The organism is Gordonia sp. NB41Y, assembly GCF_030718915.1.
In the GTDB taxonomy this organism is placed as follows: Bacteria; Actinomycetota; Actinomycetes; order Mycobacteriales; family Mycobacteriaceae; genus Gordonia; species Gordonia desulfuricans.
In genome coordinates this window covers 1763770-1777643 of sequence record NZ_CP132196.1, presented here as the reverse complement: position 1 = coordinate 1777643, position 13874 = coordinate 1763770, and the positions used below count along the sequence as shown (strand labels likewise).

The following is a 13874-nucleotide window of genomic DNA, read 5'->3' as shown; positions in this document are numbered from 1 at the left end:
ACGGGGGCATGACCAGCAGCGGGACGTCGCGAGCCGGGGCGTTTTGGGTTCCGTGGGGAAGGTGTTCTACACTGAAGTGTCTCGATTGATCTTGACTTGCGCGCTACCCCAAGGGTGGCGCGTTGGTTTTGTCAGAGGACCGCACTCGGCCGTAAGGTCGTGGACGGTTCCGTAGGGTGGATCGGGACAGGTGGTCGCACGGCCGGACGGGAGTGATCCCGCACCGGGCAGGTGACCGCAAAGGGGCGTAGCTCAACTGGCAGAGCAGCGGTCTCCAAAACCGCAGGTTGCAGGTTCAAGTCCTGTCGCCCCTGCCCTGGAGAGGGCACACGTTGACGAGAGGAACCTCGAAGGTGAGCAAGCGAGACCGAGCTGCCCGCGCCAAAGACGCCGGACAGGACGTCACGGCTTCGGCCGCCGACGAGCTCGAGGTCTCCGACGACACCGCCGCCGACGCGGCCGAGGGCACGGAGTCCGCAGAACTCCGGCCGTCCGGCAAGCGTTCGGGACGGGGACGCCGCTCGGCAGCGTCTGCCTCCGACACCGCCGATGACGACGCCGCTTCCGAAGGCGGGACCGCGGTAGCCGTCAAGGAACGCAAGAAGAAGGCCTCGCCGGAGGAGAGTCGGAATCCGTTCGTTCGGATCTGGCTGTTCCTGCAGCAGGTCGTCGCCGAACTGAAGAAGGTCATCTGGCCCACGCGGCGCGAGATGATCACCTACACGGTGGTCGTGCTGGTGTTCGTGATCGCCGTGACCGCCTTCATCTTCGGCATCGACATCGCTTTCGCCAAGGGCGTCCTCTGGCTGTTCGGCTAGCGACTCATCGCGGTGAGTCGTCCGGTCGGGCGTAGACGACGTCGACCGGAACTGTGAGAAAGAGGAGCGTGGGCAGCGTGAGCACCCCGGACAACATCGAATCGGCCGACGAGGCCGTCGTGGACGAGGCGATCTCCGCAACCGTCGACGAGACCGAGGACTCGGACGTCGAGGCCTTCGCCGACGACGCCGACGACGACATCGAGGCTGCTGACGCCGCCGAGGACGATTCCGACGAGGACGATTCCGACGAGGAAGCCGTCGAGGCCGAGGCCCCGGCCGAGCCCGTCGAGGAGGATCCGGTCGAGGAGCTGCGCAAGCAGTTGCGTCGCGCTCCCGGCGAGTGGTACGTCGTGCACAGCTACGCCGGCTACGAGAACAAGGTCAAGGCCAACCTCGAGACCCGCGTCCAGAACCTGGACGTCGGCGACTACATCTTCCAGGTCGAGGTCCCGACCGAAGAGGTCACCGAGATCAAGAACGGCCAGCCCAAGAAGGTCAACCGCAAGGTGCTGCCCGGCTACATCCTGGTGCGCATGGACCTCAACGACGAGTCGTGGGGCGCGGTGCGCAACACCCCGGGTGTGACCGGATTCGTCGGGATGACCAGCAAGCCGTCGCCGCTGAGCCTCAACGAGGTGATGCAGTTCCTGATGCCGCGCACCGAGGCCAAGAAGCCCACCAAGGCCGCATCGGTCGGCGAGAGTGTCGAGGCCGCAGCCGCCGCCGTCAGCGCCACCATCGAGGTGGACTTCGAGGTCGGCGAGTCGGTCACCGTCATGGACGGTCCGTTCGCCACCCTGCCCGCGTCGATCAGCGAGGTCAACGCCGAACAGCGCAAGGTCAAGGTGCTCGTCTCGATCTTCGGTCGCGAGACCCCGGTCGAGCTCGGATTCAATCAGGTCGAGAAGATCTGATCGGCGCCTGACAAGAGGTCCCGGGCCACTGCGTGACCGAGGGATCACCAGACTTCCACGCCTCCAGCGGACGTGGATCAGCAAGGAAACAACCAAGGAACACAGATGCCTCCCAAGAAGAAGAAGCTCGCCGGGATCATCAAGCTCCAGATCCAGGCAGGCCAGGCCAACCCGGCTCCGCCCGTGGGTCCGGCGCTCGGTCAGCACGGCGTGAACATCATGGAGTTCTGCAAGGCGTACAACGCGGCGACCGAGTCGCAGCGTGGCAACGTCGTGCCGGTCGAGATCTTCGTGTACGAAGACCGCTCGTTCGACTTCAAGCTGAAGACCCCGCCGGCCGCGAAGCTGCTGCTCAAGGCCGCAGGTCTGCAGAAGGGCTCCGGCGAGCCGCACGTCAAGAAGGTCGGCAAGGTCTCGATGGACCAGGTCCGCGAGATCGCCAAGACCAAGGCCGAAGACCTCAATGCCAACGACATCGACCAGGCCGCGAAGATCATCGCCGGTACTGCTCGGTCGATGGGTATCACGGTCGAGTGAGCTTGCGACCTCGCAAGCACACCGAGTGAGTTCGCGAACTCGCGAGCACACGAGGTTTGATCCAAACATTTTTCAGTGTGGGAGGGCCGGCTCGGTCCGCACCACCAACCCGCTGTGGTGATCACGGCGGAGAAGGAACAGAGCGATGAGCAAGAAGAGCAAGGCCTACCAGGCCGCGGCCGAAAAGGTCGACAAGACCAAGCTCTACAGCCCGCTGGAGGCTGCTGAGCTGGCCAAGGAAACGTCGTCGAAGAAGACCGACGCCACCGTCGAGGTCGCGATCCGGCTGGGCGTCGACCCCCGTAAGGCAGACCAGATGGTTCGAGGCACCGTCAACCTGCCGCACGGCACGGGTAAGACCGCCCGCGTGATCGTGTTCGCCGCCGGCGACAAGGCCGCCGAGGCCACCGCCGCCGGTGCCGACGAGGTCGGCGCCGAGGACCTGATCGAGAAGATCCAGGGCGGCTGGCTCGAGTTCGACGCAGCGATCGCCACCCCGGACCAGATGGCCAAGGTCGGTCGTATCGCCCGCGTGCTGGGCCCGCGTGGTCTGATGCCGAACCCGAAGACCGGCACCGTCACCACCGACGTGACCAAGGCCGTCAACGAGATCAAGGGCGGCAAGATCAACTTCCGCGTCGACAAGGCAGCCAACCTGCACTTCGTCATCGGCAAGGCATCGTTCGGTGCCGAGCAGCTGGCCGAGAACTACGGTGCGGCGTTCGACGAGATCATGCGTGCGAAGCCGTCTGCGGCCAAGGGCCGGTACGTCAAGAAGGTGACCGTCTCCACCACCACCGGTCCGGGTATCCCGGTCGACCCGTCGGTGACCCGGAACTTCACCGAGGCCGCTCAGGCCTGAGCGTCGTAAGATGTGAGACCCGCGAAGGGCCCGACACCACACGGTGTCGGGCCCTTCGTGCATGATCGGACTATTCGCCCACGCATGATCGACGACGACCGGTGCGGCGATGGAGATCCTTGGAGGTCGGTAGTGCTCAAGCGTTGGGTTCGTGGCGTGCCCGTACTCGTGGCGTTGCTCGTGTCGCTGGTGGTGTTGGTCGCCGGCTGTGGCAACTCCGACTCGGGGTCGGGGACGTCGACGAGCAGTGCGGCGGCGTCGGATATCGCGCGGATCGTGTCGCTGAGTCCGACCGCCACCGAGATGCTCTACGCGGTGGGCGCCGGCGACCAGGTGGTCGCCGTCGACGACCAGTCGGACTATCCGACGAACGCACCGCGCACCTCGTTGTCGGGGTACACCCCCAACGTCGAGGCGATCCTCGGATACGACCCCGACCTGGTGGTCCTCTCCGACGACAACAACGACGTCGTGGCCGGGTTGAAGGGCGTGGGTGTGCAGGTACTCGAACTCCCCGCGGCCAAGACACTCGACGACACGTACACCCAGATCGAGAAGGTCGGTACGGTCACCGGACACGAGCAGAAGGCCGGCGAGGTGGTGTCGTCGATGCGCACGCAGATCGAGGAGATCGTGCGCAGCGTACCCGAGCGTGAGGTGCCGCTGACCTACTATCACGAGCTCGACGACACCTTCTACACCGTCACCGACGACACCTACATCGGGCAGATCTACCGGATGCTCGGGTTGACGTCGATCGCCAAGGGACAGAACGGGTATCCGCAGCTGTCGGCGGAGTACATCATCGAGCAGGACCCGCAGGTGATCTTCCTGGCCGACGCCCAGTGCTGTGGGGTGACGCCGGAGAAGGTCGCCGCCCGCCCGGGCTGGGGTGACCTGCGTGCGGTGGTCGATCACGACATCTACGTCCTCGACGCCGACATCGCCAGCCGGTGGGGTCCGCGGATCGTCGACTTCATGCGGTCGGTCGCCCAGTTCGTCGCGGGCATCGACACCCAGCAGTGACCCGTCGCCACGTCGTCGTCCTGATCGGGGCGGTGGTCGTCCTGTTCGGCTCCTGTCTGCTGGCGGTGATGGTGGGACCGGCGGGATTGTCGGCCAAGGGGGTGCTCCTCGATCTGCTCGACGGTCTGCCGCTGATGGATGTGGAATCCGGGTTGTCCGGCAGGCAGCACATCATCCTGTGGGAGGTGCGGATGCCACGGGTGGCACTCGCGGTGCTCGTCGGGATGATGCTGGCCGTCGCCGGCGCCGCCTATCAGGGGGTGTTCCGCAATCCGCTCGCCGACCCCTATCTGCTGGGCGTGTCCAGCGGTGCCGGGCTCGGGGCGACCGTGGCGATCGTCGCCGGCGGGGTGATCGGATCGGTCGGGCTGCCGGTGGCGGCGTTCGTCGGCGGGCTGGTCGCGGTGGCCGCGACCTATGCGCTGGGCAGATCGGTCGGTGGGGTGCGGTCGGAGGTGGTGATCATCCTCGCCGGCGTGGCGGTCGCGGCGTTCGCCAATGCCATCCAGACCTTCCTGATGCAGCAGCACGACGACACCCTGCGGCAGGTGTACAACTGGATGCTCGGGCGGCTGGCCACCGACGGCTGGAACGACGTCGTGACGGTGCTGCCGTATGTGGCGGTGTGCGTGGTGATCATCGTGGCGTCGGCGCGGATCCTGGACGTGATGGCGGTCGGCGACATCGAGGCGTCGAGCCTGGGTATCCGGCCGGAGCGGGTGCGGCTGGGGCTGGTGTGCGTGGCCACCCTGGGGACGGCCGCGGTGGTCTCGGTGAGCGGACTGATCGGATTCGTGGGCATCGTGATCCCGCATGCCGTGCGGATTCTGGTGGGGCCGGGGCATCGGCTGTTGCTGCCGTTGTCGATGGTGGTGGGTGCGGCGTTCCTGGTGCTCGCCGATGTGGTGGCCCGGACGGCGATGGCGCCCGCGGAGTTGCCGATCGGTGTGGTGACCGCCGCGATCGGGGCGCCGTTCTTCCTCGTCGTGCTGCGCCGGACCGGGCGGGGGATGAGCTGATGGGCGACGGTCACGGGATGGGTGTCGACGCGGGCACCGGGAGCGGTGTGCGGTGTCGCGGGCTGTCGGTGGCGCGTGGCGCGGTGACGGTGCTGCACGAGATCGACCTGGAGATCGCGCAGGGGACCTGGGTGTCGCTGGTCGGACCCAACGGCTCGGGCAAGACGACGCTGCTGCACGCATTGGCCGGGCTGGTGCAGGCCACCGGGGAGATCGAGCTGGCCGGGGTGAGACCGGGCAGCAGCCGGCGCCGGGCGATCGCGCGGGCGGTGGCGCTGATGCCGCAGCGGCCGGTGGTGCCCGAGGGGACCACTGTGCGTGAGCTGATCGCATTGGGGCGCACCCCGCACATCCCGCGGTTCGGGGCCGAGACCCGCCACGACCGTGACGTGATCGACGACATCATCGCCCGGCTCGACCTGGAGGAGCTCGCATCGCGTCAGGCGACAGCGCTCTCCGGCGGCGAACTGCAGCGGGTGGTGCTCGCCCGGGCCCTGACCCAGCAGCCGCAGGTGCTGCTGCTCGACGAACCGACCAGCGCCCTCGACATCGGCCACCAGCAGCAGGTGCTCGACCTGGTCGACTCGCTGCGCGTCGAGGCCGACCTCACCGTGCTGGCCGCCATGCACGACCTGACCTCGGCCGCCCACTACGGCGAGCGACTGGTGTTGCTGGAACACGGCCGGATCGTCGCCGACGGAAAGCCGTCGGAGGTACTCACCGAGGAACGCATCGACGCCGTCTACGGCGCACGCGTGGAGATCCTGCACCGCGCGGACGGACCGGCGGTGCTGCCGTTGCGGTCGCGGGGTTCCGGGAGCTGATCGGTCAGGACACGGGTATGTGTCAGAGGTCACTGTTAGCGTTGCGACGTCACCTGATCGCGGATCCGGAGGAAACATGGCACTGAGGGAAGTCGAGTTCACGTCGAGCAACGGACGGGACACCATCTACGGCTGGATCTACGAGCCGGTGCGTCCCGCCCGCGGGATCATCCAGCTCGTGCACGGTCTGGGCGAGCACTCCCGGCGCTACCTTCGCTTGATCACCGAACTGCTCGACGCCGGATTCGTGGTGGCCGCCGACGACCATGCCGGGCACGGCAAGACGGCGATGACCTCAGGGGTGTGGGCCGACGCCGGTCACGGTGCCGACCGGGTCGTGGTCGACGACGAACGTACCCTGCGCGACGCCGTCCGCGAGTTGCATCCGGAACTGCCGTACATCGTCTTCGGCCATTCGTGGGGGTCGATGATCGCGCGTGGGCTGGTCGGCGGCGACAGCGAGCCGGTGGCCGGGCTGATCCTGTGCGGTATCGCCGCCGGAATCGGTGGCATCGAACATGTCCTCGACCGCGAAGCCCTTGCCGCCGAACCCGATCCGGAAGCGCCCGCCGGCGAGACCTATGTGGTCTCGGTGTTCGACGGCTTCATCTCCCGGTACGGGCCCGGCGCGGGGCCGACCGCATGGGTGGCCCGCGATCCCGAGGTCGTCGCCGATCACGCGATCGACCCGCTGAACAACTTCGGCGCACCGATGTCGGTGCAGTTCCTGCAGGGGTTCGTGGACCTCTACGACGAGGTGAACGCCGAGGACTGGTATCCGAGCGTCCGCGCCGATCTTCCGGTGCTGATCCTCGCCGGCGACGCCGATCCCGTCACGAACTACGGCGAGGGTGCCTACCACGTCGCCAACCGGCTGATCGAGACCGGCCATCCCGACGTACGGACCCGCGTCTACAGCGGCTTCCGGCACGAGGTGCACAACGAGCCGGAGATCCGCGACGACGTGGCCGGGGAGATCATCGCGTTTGCCGACCGGTGCGTGGACGCCGGCTGACCGGTGGTGTTCGGGACAGGGCCTTTCAGGACAGGGCCGACCCCAGCTCGTCGGCCCGCTCGACCAGTTCGCTGCCGTCACGTGCGCTGACCACACCGTCGCAGAATTCGGCGTAGTCGGCGAGGGCACACCCGGTCTGCCCCCAGTAGCGCGACGGTTCCGGGGTGACCCAGGCGACCCGATGGGCGCGGCGGGCCAGCGCGGCGAACAGGTCGACGCGTGGATCGAATCCGTTGCTGCGGGCGTCGCCGACGACGAGAACCGAGGTGCGTGAACCGATCAGGTCTCCGTGCGAGTCGAGGAGACCGACCAGCATGGTGCCGTAGTCACTGGTGGCGGCCAGGTCGAGGCCGTCGGCGGCCAGCACCGACGTCAGTGCGGCGTCGGGCGTGGCGGTCACCCCGGATCGCAGTGCATCGGTGACCAGGACGGGGGTGTCGACAAAGGCGATCACTTCGCAGCGGTCACCGTACCGGTGCAGGGTCTGCGCCAGACGGAGCAGGAACCCCGCCACCGGCCGCACCGACAGTGACACGTCGACCAGCAGGAGCAACCGGACCGGGCCGGGACGCTGCGCCCGCCGCCAGAGTTGCAGCGGCACACCGTCGGTGGGGATCGCCGCACGCATCGTGCGCCGCATGTCGAGCATTCCGCGGTCGGTGCGGCGGGTGATCCGGCGGGGTGCCCCGCGCATCCGTTGCACGAGCCGATGGCAGGCCCGGTCGATGTCGGCCTGGTCGGTGGCGTGTGCGGTCCCCGGATGGTCGGCGATGACCGGTGCGGCCTGGGTCAGCCGTGCCGCGAGTGCGTCGACGAATGCGGTGAGAGCCCGTTCCAGTTCGGCGCGCTGCCTGTCGTCGAGCCCCTCCGCACCGTCGGTGCCGTAGGCACTGCGGGCGTCGTAGGCGTCGAGAGCGGCCAGGATCGCCGCGGCGCCCTCCACGCCGAGCGGAATGCCGCGGACGCGGGCGGCCGCGCCGACGAGCTCGCCGACGGTCGACGAGTCGGCCTCGTCGACGTCGATCGTGTAGGTGACACCGCCGGCCACGGACTCGGTGTCGGCGTCGACGCCGAGTTGTTCGGCCCCCGCGGAGACGGTGAAGTCGTTCTCCTCGCGGTGGGCGCTCTCACCGTGCCGCTCGCCCGCATCAGGGTCGGAGGCCATCAGGTCACCGATCTCGTCGGTGTGTTCGTCCGCACCGATCCGGCGTCCGGCGCCGGTGAAGTCCTCGTCCCACACCACGTCGTCGGGAAGGTCGGCCGCGACGCCGCGCGGCCGGGGCAGCGTCTCGGCATCGGTCGCGTCGACGCCGAGGAACACCAGGGCGAAGGCGACACCGAATCCGGGGTTCTCGTGGACATATTTGACCGTGACCGACCGCAAAGCGGCGCACAGGGCTTCGGTGTCCGATCCGCCGACGATCGCCAGGACCCGCCGGATCTCGATCACCTCGGCCGGTGACACGCCCACCCCGCAGCGCCGCAGCGTTTGGCCGAAGACGGTGGCGATCACATCGAGTGTGACATCCCGCGGGGAGTCCGAAGGCGGTGCGGACCGGTGTGGGGCGGGTCGTCGTATGGTCACCATGGGCGGATCAGCGTCGGCCGTTGCTGCGGGCACGGCCGGCACCGAAGGCGGTGGCGGTGACCGATCCGGTGGCGGTGGCGCCATCGGCACCGACTGATCCCGGCGTCGCGGCGGACCGCGCAGCGTGAGCACCCTCCCGTAGCCGTCCGGAAGGTGCTGTGTCGGAATCGAGTTCGCGACGGACGACGTCGAGATCGGTGCCGAACTTCACCAGCAGCGACAACAGCGGTCGTCGGGTGTCGCCGGACCGGTCGTCGTCGGGAAGGGGGTCGCGGAGCAACGATGCGGCGCGGGCGGCGTCGATGACCTCGGCGATGGACGGGCTCTTGCGCAGCGGCAGGTCGCGCAGGCGGCGGGCGAGCTCGACGACCTCGGCGATCACCGAATCCTCGACCTCCGGGGCGCGTACGCCCACGATGCGGCGTTCCTGATCGGCGTCGGGATAGGCGACCTGGAAGTGCAGGCAGCGGCGTTTGAGTGCCGGTGACAGTTCGCGGGTGTCGTTGGAGGTCAACACCACCCACGGGGCCGAGCGTGCGGTGAAGGTACCGAGCTCGGGGACCGTGACCTGACGTTCGGCGAGCACCTCGAGCATCACCGCCTCCATCGACTCGTCGGTGCGGTCGATCTCGTCGACGAGCAGGACCGTCGGCGTGGCCGAGCGGATCGCGGCCAGCAGCGGCCGGGGAACGAGGAAGTCCTCGGTGTACACCCCGACATCGGTGCGCGCCAGGGCCGCCGACGCCGCGGACAGGCTGGGTTCGGCCGCCAGCTCGGAGCCGATCCGGTCCCGCAGCATCTGCACATGCAGCAGTTGCCGGGCGTAGTCCCACTCGTAGAGAGCACGCGACTCGTCGAGGCCCTCGTAGCACTGCAGCCGGATGAGATCCCGACCCGACGCTGCCGCAAGCGATTTCGCGAGCTCGGTCTTGCCGACGCCGGCCGGGCCCTCCAGCAGCAGCGGCCGGTCGAGCAGCGTCGCCAGATGTACCACGACGGCGAGATCGTCGGCGATGAGATATCCCTGGCCGCGCAGTGCCTCGGTGAGATCGTCGACGGTGTCGAAGGTGGTCTGAGTTGACGGGAGGAGTTGGGGAGTGGGGAGGGTCTGCGATTCGGGCATGGCTCCTCGGCGAAGGTCAGGCGGTGGGGACAGAGTGGTGGGGACAGGGTGATGGGACAGGGGTGCGGATCGGCCCGGGCGAGGAGGTCAGATCGATATGACCTCGCCCGGACCGACCCGCTGTCGGGAGTTGCTCAGGCTCCCGGTCTCGATGAGCGCTACCGGTGGCCGGCCCGTGGGCCGATCAGTAGCTCCCGGTCATGGCGTGGGTGACCATCGGGACGAGCGATTCGACGGTGCATTCACGCGGGTTGCCGGGGGTGCACCAGTCGCCCATCATGTGCTCGGCGATGGCGCGGATCTGCTTGTCGGAGGTGTCCATCGTCTCGCCGCGGCCCTCGTACTTGCCGGTGTTCATCCGGTTCTTGTCGTAGCTGTTGACGCTCAGCTGCCCGAAGTTGTCGGGGATACCGAGGTCCTTGGACAGGCGGATGGCCTCCTCGACCGCGGCGTCGGCGGCCTGCACGGTGGTCATCCGTGAGGTGTCGATGCCCAGCAGGGCGGCGATGTCGGCGTAGCGCTCGTAGCGGCTGGGCAGGTTGTACTCCCACACCCGCGGCAGGGCGATCGCGTTGTTCAGCCCGTGGTGGCTGTCGTAGAAGGCGCTGACAGCGTGTGACAGCGAGTGGATCAGGCCGAGACCGCCCGAGTTGAAAGCCTGTGCGGCAATGTATTGCGCGTGCATCATGCCGGTGCGTGCCTCGAGGTTGCGGGGCTCGTAGACCGCCGTGCGCAGGTGATCGCGGATCAGCTCGATCGAGTACTTGGCGTTGCCGAGCGACGGCGCGAAGTCGAGCCGGGACACGTAGGGCTCGCTGGCGTGGGCGAGGACGTCGAAGCCGCAGAACGCGGTGAAGTGCTCGGGGCAGCTGTAGTAGAGCAGCGGGTCGTCCATCGCGAGATCGACCAGACAGGTGTCGTCGAAGGCCACCCACTTGTGCGGCTGGTTCATGTCGGAGGTGTCGGTGATGACATAGGCCCACGAGGTCTCCGAGCCGGTGCCCGCGGTGGTCGACACCGCGATGTGCTTGGGGTTCTCCTTGTTGGTGGCCTTGGAGAAGCCCTCGAACTCGTTGATGTTGCGACCGTCGTGGGCGATAACCATGCGGGCACCCTTGGCGGCGTCGTGGCTGGAGCCACCGCCCACGGAGATGATGCCGTCGCACTTCTCCGACTGGTAGAGCGCCGCGGCATCCATGCAGTTGTAGTCCTTGGGGTTGGACTCCACCTTGTCGTAGAGCACCACGTCGACACCCTGGTACTCGATCTTGCCGACCAGCTCCTCGATGATCCCGGAGCCGCGCAGACCCGTCGTCATCAGCAGGACCCGGGTCATGCCGAGGTTCTTGGCCTCCACCCCCAGCATGTCGTGGGCACCGACACCGATCTTGGCGTTGGGGAACGGATGGAAGTCCTTGATCGGGAAGTCCCAGATCTGGTTCAGCTCAATGGCCATGTGGGTGAACTCCTTGGTTCGGCGAACTGCGTACACCTACGAGGGTGTGGCCTGGGTCATACCCAACACAAGAACACCTGAACATATACACATATGTTCAGACCCGATGGTGAGTGATCATCCTGTCCGAACCGTCAGGTCGAGGGACTGTGGTACCACTGGGAGCCGGATGGATGACGCCGGGTCGACGTGCGAGAGGGGGCGCCGTGAAGGTGGTGCTGCTCGGGACCGGATCGGCCGATGGCTGGCCGAATCCGTTCTGTCGCTGCGAGTCCTGCGCAGACGCGGTGCGTCACGGTGAGATCCGCGGACAGACCGCGGCGCTCGTCGACGATGTCCTGATGCTCGACATCGGCCCGGACGCACCCGGCGCCGCGGTACGTCAGGGGCATTCGCTGGCCGGCGTGCGTCATGTGCTGATCACGCACGCACACTCCGATCATCTCGGACCGCAGGCACTGCTGACCCGATCATGGGTCGCCGGGCTCGATGCGCTCGAGGTGTACGGCCCGGCCGATGCACTCGAGATGGGCCGCCCCTGGGTGGGGCCGGGTGACCCGGTGCGGTTCATCCCGGTGTCGGCCGGGGACCGGATATGTGTGGGGGAGTACGACGTGCGGGTACTTCCGGCGCGGCACAGCGTCTTTCGTGAGGGTGATGCGGTGCTCTACGACGTGGCCGGCCCGGACGGGACGCGCATGCTGTGGGCGACGGACACCGGGGTGTGGCCGGCCGGCTGGTATGCGGCCGTGGACGGTGCGGGGTTCGATGCGGTGTTCCTGGAGGAGACGTTCGGGGATCGGGGCGAGTTGTCGGCGGGACATCTGGGGCTGGCGGGTTTCGCCGAGGTGCTCGGGGAGTTGCGTTCGGTCGGGGCGGTGGATGAATCGTCGGACATCGTGGCCGTGCACCTGGGACACCACAATCCCGGTGTCGTCGAATTGCGGGAACGGTTGGCGGTGCTGGGTGCGCGGCCCGGCGTCGACGGGGAGGTGGTGATGGTCGGAGGTGGGCGGGGCGGGGCTCGGACGCTCGTTGTCGGGGGAGCGCGGTCGGGGAAGTCGCGATATGCCGAACACCTGATGCGTGCGCAGCCGGCGATCACCTATGTGGCGACCGGAGGCGGCTCCACCGATGATCCGGGGCGGGCCGACGATGGTGAATGGGCCGAGCGGATCGCCCGGCATCGGGCGGATCGGCCGTCGTGGTGGGAGACCATCGAGACCCACGATGTCGTCGGAGTGCTGCGGACGGCGGAGGCGCCGATCGTGATCGATTGTCTGGGAACGTGGTTGACCGCGCGACTGGATGCGCACGGGGTGTGGTTGGGTGGTGACATCACGCCGGTGGAGGCCGACGTCGAGGAGTTGTTGTCGGCGTGGCGGGACTGTGCGGTTCCCGTGGTCGCGGTGACCAACGAGGTCGGCAGCGGTGTGGTTCCAGGGTCGGCGTCGGGCAGATTGTTCCGGGATCTGCTGGGGCGGTTGAATGCCGCGGTGGCACAGGACTCGGATTCGGTGGTGCTGATGGTTGCCGGGCAGCCACTCGTGGTGCGGGGCGAATCGCCGGATACGCCCCGAGGTGACATACACCCGCGGGTGAATCCTCGGTGACAACCTCGGCGGCCGACGGGCGGTTCGCGACCAGATGCGATAGGACGGGAGGGAACGCTGTCGATCGGCCGAAACCCAGAGTCTTGATATATCTCAGAGTCTTGATCAACGAGGAGTTGCGATGAACGCCCACGGGACCAAACTGTCGATCATCGGGGCCGGTGCGGTCGGGACGGCGGTGGCATACGCATCGTTGATCCGTGGGGTGGCGCGCACGATCGCGCTGATGGACATCGACACCAAGAAGGTCGAGGCGGAGGTGCTCGACCTGTCGCACGGCCTGGAATTCGTGCCGCGCACCGACATCATCGGCGGCGACACGATGGACGTGGTGGCCGACTCCGATGTCGTGGTGTTCACCGCAGGCGCCAAACAGAAACCGGGACAGTCGCGGCTCGAACTGGCCGAGGCCACCATCGGGCTGACCCGCACGATCCTGCCGAAGGCCGTCGAGGTGGCACCGAATGCGGTGTTCATCATGGTGACCAACCCGGTGGACATCGTCACCAGTGCGGCCCTGAAGATCAGTGGGCTGCCGAACAATCAGCTGTTCGGCTCGGGCACCGTCCTGGACAGTTCACGCCTGCGGTTCCTGATCGCCAAGCATGCCGGGGTGGCCGTGCAGAACGTGCACGCATACATCGTGGGTGAGCACGGTGATTCCGAGATCCCGCTGTGGAGCTCGGCGTCGATCGGTGGTGTGCCGGTGACGGATTGGGATGCACTGCCCGGTCACGGCGCCTTCGACGAGGAGGTGCGGGATCGGATTGCGCACGAGGTGGTCAATGCCGCGTACAAGATCATCGAGGGCAAGGGTGCCACCAACTATGCGATCGGCCTCGCGGCCACCCGCATCGTCGAGGCCGTGCTCAAGAACGAGCACCGCGTACTGCCGGTCTCGACGCTGGCCACCGGTGTCGAGGGGCTCGACGATGTGTGTCTCTCGTTGCCGTCGCTGGTCGACCGCAGCGGCTGCGCACGCCGACTCGATGTGAGCGTCGACGACGCCGAGCGGGCCGGGCTGATGAAGTCGGCGCAAACCCTGCGGGAGATGCAGGCGCGCTTCGGATTGTGAG

At 67.6% G+C, this 13874-nt stretch carries 13 protein-coding genes and 1 tRNA gene; 11 read left to right on the top strand and 3 right to left on the bottom strand.

Annotation, left to right across the window (positions count from 1 at the left end; translation table 11 throughout):
- The first annotated feature begins 241 nt into the window (after window positions 1–241).
- The 9 genes from Q9K23_RS07550 (at window position 242) to Q9K23_RS07510 (ending at window position 7018) form a co-directional block, all read left to right on the top strand.
- A tRNA-Trp gene (locus Q9K23_RS07550) sits at window positions 242–314 on the top strand.
- Window positions 315–353: 39 nt separating this feature from the next.
- The gene (gene secE / locus Q9K23_RS07545; protein ID WP_020794517.1) at window positions 354–818 is read left to right on the top strand and encodes a preprotein translocase subunit SecE; all 465 of its coding nucleotides are present in this window, start codon (window positions 354–356) and stop codon (window positions 816–818) included.
- 77 nt (window positions 819–895) lie between these two features.
- On the top strand, window positions 896–1735 hold the full coding sequence (gene nusG, locus Q9K23_RS07540; RefSeq protein WP_305950455.1) for a transcription termination/antitermination protein NusG: 840 nt from the start codon (window positions 896–898) through the stop codon (window positions 1733–1735).
- A 105-nt stretch (window positions 1736–1840) separates the two neighbouring features.
- Window positions 1841–2272 carry a 50S ribosomal protein L11 gene (gene rplK, locus Q9K23_RS07535; protein ID WP_053778837.1) on the top strand — a complete coding sequence of 144 codons (432 nt, stop codon included), beginning with the start codon at window positions 1841–1843 and terminating at the stop codon, window positions 2270–2272.
- Between the two features lie 145 nt (window positions 2273–2417).
- The gene (gene rplA / locus Q9K23_RS07530) at window positions 2418–3134 is read left to right on the top strand and encodes a 50S ribosomal protein L1 (RefSeq protein WP_020792535.1); all 717 of its coding nucleotides are present in this window, start codon (window positions 2418–2420) and stop codon (window positions 3132–3134) included.
- Window positions 3135–3290: 156 nt separating this feature from the next.
- Entirely contained in the window at window positions 3291–4160 is an 870-nt protein-coding gene (locus Q9K23_RS07525) for an ABC transporter substrate-binding protein (protein WP_020792536.1), read from the top strand.
- A complete protein-coding gene (locus tag Q9K23_RS07520) occupies window positions 4157–5179 on the top strand; it encodes an iron ABC transporter permease (RefSeq protein WP_305950454.1) in 1023 nt (340 codons plus the stop codon). Before Q9K23_RS07525 ends, Q9K23_RS07520 begins: the two co-directional genes overlap by 4 nt.
- Window positions 5179–6003 carry an ABC transporter ATP-binding protein gene (locus Q9K23_RS07515; RefSeq protein WP_305950453.1) on the top strand — a complete coding sequence of 275 codons (825 nt, stop codon included), beginning with the start codon at window positions 5179–5181 and terminating at the stop codon, window positions 6001–6003. The genes Q9K23_RS07520 and Q9K23_RS07515 overlap by 1 nt, the downstream gene beginning before the upstream one ends.
- Before the next feature lie 76 nt (window positions 6004–6079).
- A complete protein-coding gene (locus Q9K23_RS07510; RefSeq protein WP_053778833.1) occupies window positions 6080–7018 on the top strand; it encodes an alpha/beta hydrolase in 939 nt (312 codons plus the stop codon).
- 25 nt (window positions 7019–7043) lie between these two features.
- Here the strand turns inward: Q9K23_RS07510 and Q9K23_RS07505 are convergent, their stop codons facing one another.
- The 3 genes from Q9K23_RS07505 to mdo form a co-directional block, all read right to left on the bottom strand.
- A complete protein-coding gene (locus tag Q9K23_RS07505) occupies window positions 7044–8606 on the bottom strand; it encodes a VWA domain-containing protein (RefSeq protein ID WP_053778873.1) in 1563 nt (520 codons plus the stop codon).
- Window positions 8607–8613: 7 nt separating this feature from the next.
- Window positions 8614–9729: a MoxR family ATPase gene (locus tag Q9K23_RS07500; protein WP_053778832.1), complete on the bottom strand. Its 1116-nt coding sequence runs from the start codon at window positions 9727–9729 to the stop codon at window positions 8614–8616.
- 184 nt (window positions 9730–9913) lie between these two features.
- Window positions 9914–11185: an NDMA-dependent methanol dehydrogenase gene (gene mdo / locus Q9K23_RS07495; RefSeq protein WP_053778831.1), complete on the bottom strand. Its 1272-nt coding sequence runs from the start codon at window positions 11183–11185 to the stop codon at window positions 9914–9916.
- Between the two features lie 206 nt (window positions 11186–11391).
- Here mdo and Q9K23_RS07490 point away from each other — a divergent pair, with 206 nt between their 5' ends.
- Together Q9K23_RS07490 and Q9K23_RS07485 are read left to right on the top strand one after the other, a co-directional pair.
- Window positions 11392–12798, top strand: a complete 1407-nt coding sequence (locus tag Q9K23_RS07490) for a bifunctional adenosylcobinamide kinase/adenosylcobinamide-phosphate guanylyltransferase (RefSeq protein WP_020790761.1) — start codon at window positions 11392–11394, stop codon at window positions 12796–12798.
- Between the two features lie 121 nt (window positions 12799–12919).
- The gene (locus tag Q9K23_RS07485; RefSeq protein ID WP_020790762.1) at window positions 12920–13873 is read left to right on the top strand and encodes an L-lactate dehydrogenase; all 954 of its coding nucleotides are present in this window, start codon (window positions 12920–12922) and stop codon (window positions 13871–13873) included.
- Window position 13874 lies beyond the last annotated feature (1 nt).